The organism is Sphingobium sp. FW305-3-2-15-F-TSA7 (assembly GCF_058787155.1).
The window spans coordinates 1-13,510 of record NZ_JBYSZM010000047.1 but is presented as its reverse complement, the minus strand read 5'-3'; the positions used below and the strand labels follow the sequence as shown (position 1 = coordinate 13,510).

Here is a 13,510-nt window from a genome sequence, read left to right as displayed (position 1 = left end):
CTCCCGAACTTGCGGACGCGCCGGTCAGGCGTCGCCGATGGTCAAAGTGAAGATCCGTGTGTCGGCACGAACATGGAAGAAATGCGGTTCGCCGGGCGGGACGATGACGAGATCGCCCGCGCTCAGCCGCGCGCTCTGGCCGCCGCTTTCGAGATCGAACACGCCCGACAGGATCAGCGATATCTCGGTCACGTCATGGGTGCTGAATCCGGTCTCGGGGATGCGGAGCCCGGCAGCGAAGCTCGATATGATGGTGCGGCAACGCGCTGTGCCATGATCGGCCGCATCCGCATCGCCATCCTCGGCCAGGATCGCGGGAAACACTTTCACGCAGGGGTCTCCGCATCCTCGCCGGGCGGGAACAGCACGGGCGTGCCGACCCAGAGGACCTTCACCGGCTGTTCGCCGCGATTCTGCATCGTGTAGCTGTGGCGCGCGTCGAAATGCAGATTGTCGCCCGGGCCGAGATCGAAACCGTCGTCGCCGACCTCGAAATGCAGCTCGCCCTCGAGCACATAATAGAAGGATTCGCCGTCGCGGTGGACGCGCGGAAAGATCGGCCCCGGCGGAATGACGAAGATGAAACTGTCCATCTTCTGATTGGCATGCCCGGCACTGAGCCGGATGTAGGTCACCGGAGAGTCGAGCGGATAATATTCCGGTTCCGCCGCCCGGTGCATGATGTTGTTGGTCTGCGGCGGCGCCAGGAAATAGCTGATATTGACGTCGAGCGCCTGAGCGATCCGCGACAGCGACACGATCGACGGCGTCGCCTTGCCGCGTTCGGCGAGCGATATGAAGGATACCGACAGGCCCGATTGCAGCGCCACCTCGTTGAGCGTGAGGCGCAGCTTCTTGCGGCGGTTCCGCAGCAGCTCTCCGAACGACATCATCGGATCGCTTGTCGGAGCCAACGCATTTGCCTTCACCATGGTCTTGCGGCCTTTCAACTGTTCATGCTCCACATCCGGCATGCGCTCAGAACGTCTTGACGACGTCGATGCCAAAGCTGCGTGGACGTGCCTGAAAATTATAGTCGGGCACGACAACCTTGTCGTAATATCTCTTGTTCGACAGGTTCTTGCCCCAGAGCGACGCGCTCCAGCCGCCGTCGAGATTGAGGCGGATCTGGCCGTTGAACAGATCGAGCGCATCGCGCACCGGCACGCCGATCGCGGTGCCGCCTTCGTGGAAATAGGTCTTGCCGCGATGCTCCCAGTCGCCGCGGACCAGCAGGCCGAGGCCGCCGCCGAGATCGGCCGAATATTGTAGCGAGACGTTGCTCTTGAACTTGGTGATGTTGGGCAGCTGATTGCCCTCGGTGATCGGGCTCGCATCGTAGCGCAATATCTCGGAATCGATGTAGCCGACGCCGCCGACCAGTTCGAAACCGGCGGGCAGCAAGGCCCGAAGCTCGAGTTCGGCGCCGGTGATCCGCGCCTTGTCGATATTGTTGACGATCTGCGCGTTGACCGCGCCGTTGAAGTTGAAGACCTGGAGATCGTCGGCTTCGGTGCGGAAGACGGCACCGCTGATCGAGAGCGTCCGCCCCAACGGCTGCGCCTTGAAACCGGCTTCGTAATTCTCGGAGATTTCCTTGCGGAAGATGGGGTCGGCGATACGGCTGCCGCTATACGGATCGAACTCGGTCCCCGCGGCATTGAAACCGCCCGAGCGGAAACCCTTGGCATAGCTCATGTAAAAGGACAGCGTCCGCATCGGCCGATAATTGACGGTGAATTTCGGCTGCCAGGAATCGAACTTCTGCGATCGGGTGCGCGGATCGGTGATCGGGCGGCCCAGCCCGTCGAGCCGGTAGATGTCCGGGCGCGGATCGGTCTGTTCGCGGTGATCGGTATCATAGCGCATGGCCGCCGACAGTTCGATCGTATCGGTGACGTCGTAATTCGCCTGCGCGAAGACCGCATAGGCCTTGTCGTCGTTGCGTTCCTCGAAATAGGCGCGGGTCTGGTTCGGCGTCGCCGGATTGAAATCGAGCTGCGGAATGATGCCGAAACCCTTGTCCTCCTGCGTCGCGGTGACCAGGCTGCGCTTGCGCTTCAGGAAATAGGCGCCGACGATGTAGCGGAACGGCTTGTCCGACGGGCTGGTGAAACGGATTTCCTGGCTGAAATTCTTCTGGCCATAGGTTTGGAACGTCGTGTTGAACGGTGCGACGAAGAACGGCGTTCCGCCGCCCAGCCCACCGAATGTGATCCGCGGCACGGCGCAGCGATAGGGCGTCGATAGCGGCGCGGTCAGTTCGAAACAGTTCTGATTGTCCGAATAATCATAGCCGTCGAACGTCGTCAGCATCGCGATCTCGTCATAGGACGTGATCGACGACAGCATGCCGATGCCCGTGTCATATTCCGCCTTCAGCGAGATATTCTTCAGTGTGCGGCGGTTATAGCCGAGATTGTTGCTGGTCGGCGCGATGACGGTGTTGGCGACGCCATGCGCGTCGGAAATGACGGTGCCGTTCAGATTGGCGTTGCTCGATCGCACGAAATAGGCGGCCCCGCCCGTGGTGCGGCCATAATGACCGCGCAGGTCGAAGCTCAGCACGTCGCTGGGCTTGAACAGCAACTTCAGATCGCCGGTGAAATTGCGGAAATCGTCGACCTTCTTGTCGAGGAAGGTGTTGGTGATCCAGCCATCCGCCTGACGATGCGAGACGGCGGCGCGGAACAGCAGCTTGTCCTTGACGATCGGTCCGGAAACCGATGCCTCGGCGCGGGTCGCATTGCCGTTGCCATAACCGAACGCCACGCGGCCTTCATACTCGTTGGTGACCGGCTTGGTGGTGATGTTGATCGCACCGGCAATGGCGTTGCGCCCGTAAAGCGCGCCCTGCGGCCCCTTGAGCACTTCGATCTGCTGGATATCGAACAGTTCCTGGTTGAACTGGAACGCGCTGGTCTGAAGCACGCCGTCGACCGAGACTGCGACGGGCGTCTCGCCATTTGGCACCTGGGTCACGCCGCGTACGACCAGATAGGTCGTTCCGGCATCCTGCGCGGTATTGAACGTCACATTGGGCGTCAGCGCGACGAAATCGGCGGGGCGATCGATCTTGGCGTTCTCGATTTCCTTGGCACCGAAGACCGAGATCGAGGCCGGCACGTCCTGAAGCGATTCAGACCGCAATCGCGCGGTGACGATGATCTCTCCGTCGTCGGCCGGTTGCTCCTGGGCGATGGCGATGTGCGAAGCACCGCACAGCATGACCGCCATGGCGGAACGGCACGCGACCCGGACTGATGGTTTCATTTGACCCCCCTTGGCGATGATTCTTGATCTCTCTGGGCATCAAAGTCACAAACTCAAACATTCACGTCAACTCAAATTTTGAGTAATACAAAAAATCTTATGATATGATGCGGTTCGCCCGGCCAACGCTGTCGATGACCGTCCGCTGACGCTCAAAAAATTTGCATATGGTCGCGGGGCAGCACGCGTCGCGATCGATCCGGCCATGCTGTCGGATGGCGACGGACCGATCGTGCGATGGTCTGTAATATGCGGCGCGATCGGCGGCGCGCGCTGTGGGCTCAGGCCCCGGTCAATCCGCCAGTGATGCGATGGCCGTGCGCGCCGCTGCGAGATCCCAGCTCGCATGGCCGACGGTCTTGACGACCCAGCCATTGCCCGCGCTGGCCGGCAGCTCGGGCTCGGCAAAATCGATCACCGAATCCCAGTCGATGCCCGCACGGATCAGATCGCCGGCTTCGGTGCGTGCGCCGGGAAGGTGATCGACGATGATCCGGCGCCCGTGCAGCAACGATGCGGGGATCTCGGCCATGTCCGGACGATAGGCGCCGACCCCGATCACCAGCGTCTCCGCCGGCACATGCTCGGGAACGACCGGAGAGAGCGCCGACGTCAGCGCGACGACGACGTCATATCCCGCAAGCGCCGATCGATCGAGCGCGCTCAGGTCGATCGCTTGCGCGTCGACATGCGCGAAACGCGCGGTCAGATCGGCCGTGAAGGATCGTGCCTTGTCCACATCCCGGGCAGCGATGCCGAAATGCCGGATGCCGAGATGTTCAGCAAAGGCGTCGGCATGGGCATGGGCCTGGGCGCCGGTGCCGATCAGCAGAACGCGATCGGTCTTAGCCGGTCCGACGCGTTCGATGCCGAGCAGTGACAGGGCCGCGGTCCGCCGGGCCGTGACGGTTGCCGCATCCAGCCAGGCCAGCCGACGGCCCGTCCCGGCGTCGAATATGACGACTTCGCCCTGGATGCTCGGCAGCCCCTTATGGCGATTTTCCGGGTGAACGGTGATCGTCTTGACGATACCGATATCGCCGGCGAGCGCCGGCATGCACATCACCGCGCCATCATTGCCCGCCACCGTCAGCCGGTGCGGCGCCAGCAGCGCGCCGCTGCGCAGGTCCGATGCCGCCTGCCGCAATGCCGGCACCAATTGCCGGTAGGGCAAGAGCGCAGCGGTATGCTCCGCCGAAAGAATGGCGGACACCGGGGCGTTGGACGCAGCAGCAGCGCTTTCTCTGACCGTCTGCTCGAACAAAGCTGCCATCCCGACTCCTTCCACTGCCGAATATCGTATAGTGAATGATTTTTCCTATAGTCAATTATCGGACAGGCCGCGCCTGATCGAAAAATCCTTCAAAAATCGCGATCTGGGCGCAGATTGCGGAAGATCGAGAGGCTGATTAGAAACTCGGATCAGCGAACAATCTTTAGTTTAGGAAATTGGATGGCGAGCAACGAAGCCGCGATGGACGCACGATATGCCCAGAAAGCCGAACGTTTCGCGGCGATCGTGCGGGAGCTTCGCCGCCGCTCGGGGGACACGCTGCAAAGCCTTGGCGACCGAAGCGGGCTGGCGCCCTCGACAATTTCGAAAATCGAGAATGCGCAACTCTCGCCAAGCTATGAAACGATCCTGCGGCTGGCGGACGGCCTCAACGTCGACCTCGCCGCCTTGTTCGACAGCAGCGCCACCCTTCCCGCCATGTCGGGACGCCGCAGCATCACGCGCAGCGATCAGGGCAGCCGTTATTCGTCGCCGCAATATGACTATGAGCTGCTATGCCCCGATCTGGCGCGCAAGCAGTTCATTCCGTTGCGCGCGACCATCAACGCCCATGATATCCGCGATTTTCCCGAATTGACCCGGCATGACGGGGAAGAGTTCATCTATGTCCTCTCCGGTGTCGTCGAACTGCATACCGACCATTATGAGCCGACCCGCCTCGAAGCGGGGGACAGCTGCTATTTCGACAGCACGATCGGTCATGCCTGCACCTCGGTCGGCGAGACCGAAGCCGAAATCCTCTGGATCTCGTCACGCGCCGCCGAACCGGCGATCGACGCCCCTCGCGGCCCGGTATGACGCCGCCTCCGACGCCCGGAGCCTGATCCGGCTGGATTGGACCAAATCCCGTCATTCCAGCGAGAGCGGGAATGACGGGAATGTTCGGGTTCCGGCCGTCCCGGTCGCGCTCACATCTTGAACCGTACCCCGAGCGTGAAGCGGCGGCCGATCGGGTCGTAAAGCGTATAGTTCGATGCGATCGGACTGACCGGGCCCACGAACGTCGGGATGATCGGCGGGTCCTTGTCGAGCAGATTCTCGATATTGCCGAAGATCTGGACGCCCGGGACCAGCTGATGCTGGAACGAGGCGTCGAGATAGAAGCGATCGGGGAATCGATCGACGTTCAGACCGATCGGCTGGCTGCTGCCCGGCGTGCCATTATACTGGACGCTGCCGACATACTGACCCGAAAGCTGGAGATCCCAGCTATCGTTGGAATAGGTGATCGCGCCCGTCGCATTCCAGTGCGGAAAGATGACGCCGGCCGACTGGATGACCTGTCCCAGCAACCGAGATTCATAGCTGTCGGTATAGCTGGCGCTGCCCCGGAACCCCAATTTTCCGTCCATCTTGGCGGCAATCCGCTCCAGCGGCAACGAATAGGCGACTTCGATATCCACGCCGTTGGTCTGGAGCGTCTGCGCATTGAACCGGCCATTGATCACCCGGGTCAGCTTGCCTGCGCCATCGCGCACGAGGCGCGAACAGAGATCGGCCTGACCGCCGCCGCAGCCGTTGATGATTTGCTGCGCGGTCAGCGTGGTGATGGCACCGTCGATCTTGATGTCGAAATAATCGACCGAGATACGCAGATTGCCCGCCCATGATGGTTGATAGCCGAGGCCGACCGTCAGCGTCTTGGCGATTTCCGGCCGCAGGAACGGATTGGGGTTGGTCGGCACGGCGACCGTCACCGCCTCACCATTCAGATCGATGACCGGAAAGAAGCTGGCGGCGCCGGTCGCCGCGAGCTCGCTGAAATTGGGCGCGCGGATGTCGCGCGACAAGGTCGCACGCAGACGGAGATCGCTGGTGATCTCGTTGGTGACGCCGACCTTCCAGGTGGCGACCGTGCCCGTCGTGTTATAGTCGGTCACGCGGATCGCGCCGTTGAGATCGAGGCGCCTGAAGAAGGGCACATCGCGGAGCAGCGGCACGACGGTTTCGGCGAATGCTTCCTTGACCTTGATCGTGCCCGGGCCCGCCGAAGGGCCGTTGAAGATGCCGTGGCCGAACGCCGCGGTCAGCGGCGCCACGGTCAGCGACACCGTCTCGTCGCGATACTCGCCACCGACCGCGACCGAGACCGGACCGGCCCACAGCGAGAAGGGTTCGCCCTGGATGCTGGCGGCGACACTCGTCTGGCGTACGCGCTGCCGATGCGTGAAATCGTCGGTGACGTAATCGATCGCCTGCTGCGAGGGTGAGCCCGAACCGAACAGGTTGATCGGCACGCAGCCATTGCCGGGTGCGGTGAGCGTCGAGCGGCAGACGATGCGGCCGCTGGCCGGATCGAGCACCGCATCGGTCGCCAGCGCGAGATTGCGGGTGATCGTGTCGTTCACATAATTCTGGCGCTGATCATATTTGCCGTAGCTGGCGCTGACATCCCATTTCCAGCTGCCGCCGAACTTGCCGGTGAGCCCCGCCGAAACCTGGCGATGCTTCGAAAGCGCGCTGTTGCCGTAAAAGCCGAAATCGGAGTTCAGCCGGCTCATCGCGAAGCTGGTCTGGCCGGCGGCGGTCAGCGCGGTGCGCAGCGATTCGGGCAGATAGGCATTGTCGCGCTGGATGACGATATTGCCGAAATTGAACGACGGGATCGTCGCGCGGTCGTCGCCATAGAGCCGGGCATAGCCGCCCTCGGCCCAGAGGGTGACATCATCGCTCAGATCATAGGATGCACGTCCGAACAGCGTGATCCGCTCGGTCGGCACCAGCAGTTTCAAGGTCGCGCCGACATTGGGGCCGTCACCGCCGAACGTGCCCGCCGCACCGACGCTGGCGATACCGGGATCGAACGTCGCCGGAATCCCGCCGGGCAGAAATTCGGTTCCCTTCAGCGCGCCGTTGACGATCAGTCCACCATAGGTGGCGTTGGCCATGCGCGCGTCGCGGCCCATCAGCACCGCGGGCTGGCCATTGCCCGGCGCATAAGCGGGATTGGCGATGAGCCCCCAATTGGGCTTGGCCCATTTGCGCGAGTTCACCTGGCCGATGCCTTTATTGTCGTAATATTCGCCCGACAGCATCACATGGCCGCGATCGTCGGCAAACCGCGTGCCGTAGCTCAGCGTACCCTTGATCTCTCGCGCATCGGCATAGCGGAATGTCTGGCCGGCCTGCACCGATCCCTCGATACCCACCAGATCCTTGCGCAGCAGGATGTTGACGACGCCCGCCACGGCATCTGAGCCATATGCGGCGGATGCGCCGCCCGTCACGATCTCGACGCGATCGATGATGCCCGACGGAATCACGTTCACGTCGAAGGATTCGTCATTTCCGGTCGGGGTCGGCCGGCGGCCATCGACCAGAGTGAGAGTCCGGCTTGGCCCCGGATATCCGCTCAGGCCGCGCAGGTTGAAATAATTGCCGCCGACATTGCCGCCGGTATGCGAGGCAAAGGAGCTGCGCCCCGAACGAAATTGCGGAAGCTTCAGCGCGATATCGCCGATCGTCGTGACGCCGGCCATGCCGAGTTCCTCGGCAGTGACCACCGATGTCGGCGTGGGCGCGACGAAGCCGCTGCGCTCGATGCGCGAACCGGTGACCGTGATCTCTTGGGCCTGCTCGGCCTCGTCATCCGCGGCCGCCCGGGCAGCTTGCGCGGCCGGATCCTGAGCCAGGGCAATGCCGGGCACAGCCAGGGCCGCGAACAGGATCGCGCTCAAGGATGTCGTCGACCGGCAACGCACGGTCAGGCTTGTGTTCGATCGCATGCTTCTCCCCTTTTTTGCTTCGAATGCGCACGGGCCGATCGGCGCTTCCCGAGTCCCGTCATTTTGACGATATCACCGAGAATTCATTATACGAAATGTTTTTTTCGTATTCGCATATTCTATCGTTTTCGCAATAATCCGGTTGCGGGAGATCTCCTCAGAACGGATTTTCGGATTATGGTTGGGCGAAGCGCTGCGGAGAGAAATCGGCCAGCTTGAGGCATTCGCGGCTGGCGGCGTCCGCGACCTTGTCGTCTCCGAGAAGCATCCCACCCAGCCGAGCCAATGCGGGCGCGATCTGGATGCCGTAACCACCCTGCCCGGCAAACCAGAAGAAGCCGGGTTGCATGGTGTCGTAACCCATGACGGGGGTCCGATCGGGCGCGAATGTCCGCAGCCCGGCCCAGCGATGCCGGACGTGGCGCACCTCGATGTCGCAATAGCGCTGCAGCCGGTCGATCGCGACGGCGACATCCCATTCGTCGGCCTGGACATCGGACGGATCGACCGGAGTTTCGTCGGCGGGAGAGACCATCAGGAGCCCGGCATCGGGCTTGAAATAAAGCTCTTCCTCGGCCGTCATCACCATCGGCAATGCATCGAGATCGAGGCCCCGGGGCGGATCGACGAGCATGGCGGTGCGGCGCATCGGGACAAGGCCAAGCGGCGCGGCACCGAAGATGCGCGCGACAGTATCGGCCCAGGCGCCGGCAGCGTTGACGACGATATCGGCCGAATAGACGCCGGCCGAGGTCCGGACCGACCAGGACATGCCCGTCCAGTCCGCGGCCTCGACGCGCGCATCGACCGATAGCTGCATCCCGCGCGCCTTGGCGCCGCGCGCATAGCATCGATGCAAAAGATCGACCTCGATCTCGGCGCTCTCGCGATCGATCCTGCCCGCCACCGCCGCCCCCGGACGCAGCAGCGGCGCACATATCCTCACCGCATCGGCGGACAGCAGATCCAGCATCTCATATTCGGGCCGCGCCAGCGCCGCCGCCTGGTCTTCGCTCGCAATATAGAGCGTGTCGCGCGGGCGCAGGATCGGGGTCTCGGCAAAGCCGGTCGGCGGAGTCCGGAGAAAGCCCCGGCTCGCGCGGGTCAGACCGCGGATCGCGGCATTGCCGTAATTGGCAACGTACATCGCCGCCGATCGCCCGGTCGCATGATAGCCCGCGGCGCGCTCCGCCTCGACCACCACCACGTCATGCGACAATGCCGTCTCATAGGCGAGCGACATGCCGGCTATGCCCCCGCCGACGATCAAAACACGCTTCCGCTCAACCATAAGAGCGGCTCGATTTCGAAAAGACGCTATCGATCACTTCACCATCCTTGCTCCGGGATCTTCACGGCAATGTGCCGAAGACGCCCGCTCGAGCCGGACTCATAGCGCGCTATATTCGTTTTCGAAATATTATTTTCGAATATGACTCAAGCGCTGTCGGCCCATTCCTGGTCCGGCCGCGCCAGCAACCCGATAAGCGGGAGCAATTGCCGGTCGACCAAACCGGCGCCGACCACAGGTAAGGCCCATATTTCCGCCCGATAGCCCTCGCTCCATACACCGCTTCTCGGATAGGGTGGAGAGCGAGGGGAGATGCGGGCGATGCGGCGGATCATGGGCAGCATATCTTGGCGAGGATGATCATCCTCATCGTCATCGGGCTTGTGCTCGCCCTGTCGGCCATAGCGGGGGCGATCTATCTTTATTCGCCGCCCAAGGCACTCGACGTCCTCGACATGGCCTTTCCCGGCGACGCCGGTGTCAGCCGTGTGGCGTCGGCCGCGTTCAGGCCCGGCGAGAATGGCGGCCTCGATATCTGGTCCGCAAGTCCGGTTGCCGGCCACGCCAAACCGGTGCTCGTCTTCTTCTATGGCGGCGCCTGGGTGAAGGGGCGTCGAGAGGATTATGGCTTCGTCGCCAGGGCCTATGCGGCGCGCGGCTTCGTCGTGGTGCTGGCCGATTATCGCAAAGTTCCCGCGGTCCGTTTTCCGGGCTTTATCGAGGATGGCGCCGCCGCGATCCGCTGGACACGCGACAATATCGCGCGTTTCGGCGGCGATCCCGACAGGATCCTGCTCGCCGGTCATTCGGCGGGCGCCTATATCGCGGTGATGCTCGCGCTCGACCACAATTACCTGACGGCGGCCGGGGTCGATCCGGCGAGTGTCCGCGCCGTGGCCGGGCTGGCGGGGCCCTATGATTTCTACCCGTTCGATTCACCGCGCGCGATCGCGGCGATGGGGAATGCGCCGGATCCGCGCCTCACCCAGCCGATCAGCTTCGCGCGACGCAACGCACCGCCCCTGTGGCTGGCGACGGGCGACGCCGACACGGAGGTCAAGCCGCGCAATTCCACAGCGCTCGCCGCACGCGAACGGGCGCTCGGCAACCGGACCACAATCCTGTGCATCTATCCCGGACGCACGCACAACGACATCATCATGGCGATCTCGAAGCCGTTCCGCGGCAGAGCGCCGGTGCTGGACGAGAGCATCGCCTTTTTCGAGGCCGCATTGTCCGGAAAGCCGCTGGTCGAAACCGCCTCACCAGCAGTCCAGGTGCCCGGTAGCCGCTGACGGTCTTATCGAGTCGATCGATGAGTCCGCCGAACGACACATCGCTCCGGAAGGAGCGCAAACGAAATGGCCGGGCCGAGACCAGAGCGTTTCCACAATGAGCGGAAACGCTCCTATCTTTCGCGGTCGCATTTTCCGAGCCGTTGACCGTAAACGGTCAACTCGAAAATGCTCTATTTGCCGACGAAAAGCGTTGCGAGCGACTGTTCCTGGAGGCTTGCAATGCCGTCGCGATTGACGTCGGCCATGTCGAACAATTGCAGCGGCCGGACCTGCGCCTCTTCGATCGTCACGCGACCGTCGCCATTGCTATCCGCACGCTCGAACCAGCGGCGACCGATATAGCCGAGCCCGGCACCGGCCTTGTCGCCCTGGGCCGCGCGATACGCCTCGAATTCCGCCGGCTCCACATACCCGTCATGATTGGTGTCCATCTGGGCGAACTGTCGCTTGACGAAGACGACGACCTCGGTCCGTTTGATCGGGCGTTCCCCCAGGGCGATCGCAGACTGTGCAGCGGCCGGCGAGGACAGGACGGCCTGCGCGCAGAACGCCAACAACACAGCGGCCACGGTCCGGATCATGGGTCATTCCCTCGTAAAACGTCACCCTGGCGCCGTACGGCTGTCGGAAACGTGAATGGCCCCGGGGCAATCATCGCGCGCAGGACCGAGAGACTGACCGTTTGAGTGGAGGCGCCCCGCGCCACCGCCGAGAGCGGATGGCCATCACGCCACTCACCCTCAAGGAGAGGGTGAAACATTTCGATTTCAAAGGATGGTGGACAGGGCTGGATTCGAACCAGCGTACGCTTGCACGGGCAGATTTACAGTCTGCTGCCTTTAACCACTCGGCCACCTGTCCAGGGCGCCTGATGTCAGGAAGGCGGCTCAATGACGAAAGGGGGCTTGCCTGTCAACCGTGCCGCGGCCTACCGGTCACTCATCCAGGAGGGAGATCCCGTTTCATGCGTCATGTTCTTGCCGCGCTGCTGCTTGCGTCCGTCGCCATCGTCCCGGCAAATGCCCAGAAATCCGCGCCCGACAAAGGTGCGTCGGCCGAAACCAACCGGATCATCGATGAGGGGCTGAACCACAGCGAGGTGATGCAGACCGCGCAATATCTGACCGATCGCATCGGCGGGCGGATGACCAACTCGCCCGCGATGCGCGCGGCGGAGAAATGGACGCAGGAACAGTTCCGCCGTTACGGCCTGTCGAACGTGCGCGCCGATCCGTTCGAATTCGGGCGCGGCTGGTCGATCACCGCGTCGAGCGTGCGGATGACGAGCCCGCGTGACATCGTGCTCACCGCAATTCCGGTGGCCTGGACGCCGGGCACCAACGGCGCGATCAGCGCCGAGGTGATCGTGGCGCCGCTGCGCAAGGCACGCGATTTCGATACATGGCGCGGCAAGCTGGCCGGCAAGATCGTGATGATCACATTGCCCGACACCGGATCCGAACCCGATTCGCCGCCATTCAAGCGGCTGTCGTCCGAAGACCTGACCAAGCTCGATGCGTTCCAGCAGCCCAAATACACGCCCGACACCGTCGAGGACGACCTGAAACAGGCCCGTTTCGCGCGCGAGATGGACGCGTTCCTGAAACAGGAAGGCGCGCTCGCCTGGGTCCGCATGGCCTATCGCGACGGCAAGCTCGTCCATGGCACGGGCAGCGTCGCCTTTCGCGTCGACCAGACACCCGCCGTGCCCGGCATCGAGCTGGCCGCCGAGGACTATCGGCGCCTTGCCCGGCTGGCCAAGGCCGGCCCCGCCCCGGTGATCGCGATCGACAGCCAGGTGAAATGGCACGACGAGGATCTGAACGCCTATAATATCCTGGCCGATATCCCCGGCAGCGATCCCTCGGCCGGCTATGTGATGGCCGGCGCGCATCTCGACAGCTGGGTCGCCGGCGACGGCGCGACCGACAATGCCGCGGGCAGCGCCGTGATCATGGAGGCAGCGCGCATCCTGGCGAAGCTGGGCGTGCGGCCGAAGCGCACCATCCGCTTCGCGCTGTGGAGCGGCGAGGAACAAGGCCTGCGCGGATCGCTTTCCTACGTCGGCAAATATCTCGCCAATTTCCCGACGATCACGCAGAGCGGCATCAATACGCGCGAGGAAGCGATCCTGCTGCGCCAGGCCTGGCCGATCACGCCCAAGCCCGGCCACAAGGACCTTGGCGCCTATTTCAACATGGACAACGGCTCGGGCCGTTTCCGCGGCCTTTATGCCGAGAACAACCCGGCGGTCGTGCCGATCTTCAAGGAATGGCTGGCCCCCTTTGCCAGCATGGGTGCGAACACGGTGGCGATCGCGAAGACCGGCGCCACCGATCATGTCTATATGCAATATGTCGGCCTGCCCGGTTTCCAGTTCATCCAGGATCCGCTGGACTATGGCACCCGCACCCACCATTCGAGCGTCGACACGTTCGACCATCTGAAAGCCGAAGACCTGCGGCAGAATGCGGTGATCCTGGCAAGCATGCTGCTCAATGCCGCGAACCGCGCCGAATCGCTGCCGCGCCCGCCCTTCCCCACCAAACCCACGCCGACCGATCCGTTCGGCTATCACGACGACAGCAAGGAATGATATGAAACGCCGCGGCCATCGCCCGTCCCAGCC

10 protein-coding genes and 1 tRNA gene are annotated in these 13,510 nt (G+C 63.1%); 3 read left to right on the top strand and 8 right to left on the bottom strand.

Going from position 1 to position 13,510, the window contains the following annotated elements; all coding sequences use genetic code 11:
• Window positions 1–24 precede the first annotated feature (24 nt).
• From AC3WN8_RS27265 to AC3WN8_RS27250, 4 genes are all read right to left on the bottom strand, one after another.
• A complete protein-coding gene (locus AC3WN8_RS27265; protein ID WP_492672660.1) occupies window positions 25–330 on the bottom strand; it encodes a cupin domain-containing protein in 306 nt (101 codons plus the stop codon).
• A complete protein-coding gene (locus tag AC3WN8_RS27260) occupies window positions 327–914 on the bottom strand; it encodes a helix-turn-helix domain-containing protein (protein WP_492672659.1) in 588 nt (195 codons plus the stop codon). The genes AC3WN8_RS27265 and AC3WN8_RS27260 overlap by 4 nt, the downstream gene beginning before the upstream one ends.
• A 64-nt stretch (window positions 915–978) precedes the next feature.
• A complete protein-coding gene (locus tag AC3WN8_RS27255; RefSeq protein ID WP_492672658.1) occupies window positions 979–3,273 on the bottom strand; it encodes a TonB-dependent receptor in 2,295 nt (764 codons plus the stop codon).
• Window positions 3,274–3,565: 292 nt separating this feature from the next.
• Complete coding sequence (locus AC3WN8_RS27250; RefSeq protein WP_492672657.1) at window positions 3,566–4,546, bottom strand: delta(1)-pyrroline-2-carboxylate reductase family protein; 981 nt, start codon at window positions 4,544–4,546, stop codon at window positions 3,566–3,568.
• A gap of 180 nt (window positions 4,547–4,726) precedes the next feature.
• On the opposite strand from AC3WN8_RS27250, the gene AC3WN8_RS27245 reads away from it, so the two are divergent.
• On the top strand, window positions 4,727–5,365 hold the full coding sequence (locus tag AC3WN8_RS27245) for a helix-turn-helix domain-containing protein (RefSeq protein WP_492672656.1): 639 nt from the start codon (window positions 4,727–4,729) through the stop codon (window positions 5,363–5,365).
• 110 nt (window positions 5,366–5,475) lie between these two features.
• On the opposite strand, the gene AC3WN8_RS27240 is transcribed toward AC3WN8_RS27245, so the two are convergent.
• Together AC3WN8_RS27240 and AC3WN8_RS27235 are read right to left on the bottom strand one after the other, a co-directional pair.
• Entirely contained in the window at window positions 5,476–8,292 is a 2,817-nt protein-coding gene (locus tag AC3WN8_RS27240; RefSeq protein ID WP_492672655.1) for a TonB-dependent receptor plug domain-containing protein, read from the bottom strand.
• Between the two features lie 175 nt (window positions 8,293–8,467).
• A complete protein-coding gene (locus tag AC3WN8_RS27235) occupies window positions 8,468–9,583 on the bottom strand; it encodes an NAD(P)/FAD-dependent oxidoreductase (RefSeq protein WP_492672654.1) in 1,116 nt (371 codons plus the stop codon).
• Between the two features lie 356 nt (window positions 9,584–9,939).
• On the opposite strand from AC3WN8_RS27235, the gene AC3WN8_RS27230 reads away from it, so the two are divergent.
• Complete coding sequence (locus AC3WN8_RS27230) at window positions 9,940–10,878, top strand: alpha/beta hydrolase (protein WP_492672691.1); 939 nt, start codon at window positions 9,940–9,942, stop codon at window positions 10,876–10,878.
• A gap of 173 nt (window positions 10,879–11,051) precedes the next feature.
• Here AC3WN8_RS27230 and AC3WN8_RS27225 read toward each other — a convergent pair whose 3' ends face one another.
• Window positions 11,052–11,462, bottom strand: coding sequence for an EF-hand domain-containing protein (locus tag AC3WN8_RS27225; protein WP_492672653.1), 411 nt, complete (start codon window positions 11,460–11,462; stop codon window positions 11,052–11,054).
• A gap of 194 nt (window positions 11,463–11,656) precedes the next feature.
• Window positions 11,657–11,742, bottom strand: a tRNA-Tyr gene (locus AC3WN8_RS27220).
• 103 nt (window positions 11,743–11,845) lie between these two features.
• On the opposite strand from AC3WN8_RS27220, the gene AC3WN8_RS27215 reads away from it, so the two are divergent.
• Window positions 11,846–13,477, top strand: a complete 1,632-nt coding sequence (locus AC3WN8_RS27215; protein ID WP_492672652.1) for a M20/M25/M40 family metallo-hydrolase — start codon at window positions 11,846–11,848, stop codon at window positions 13,475–13,477.
• The last annotated feature ends 33 nt before the right edge of the window (window positions 13,478–13,510 follow it).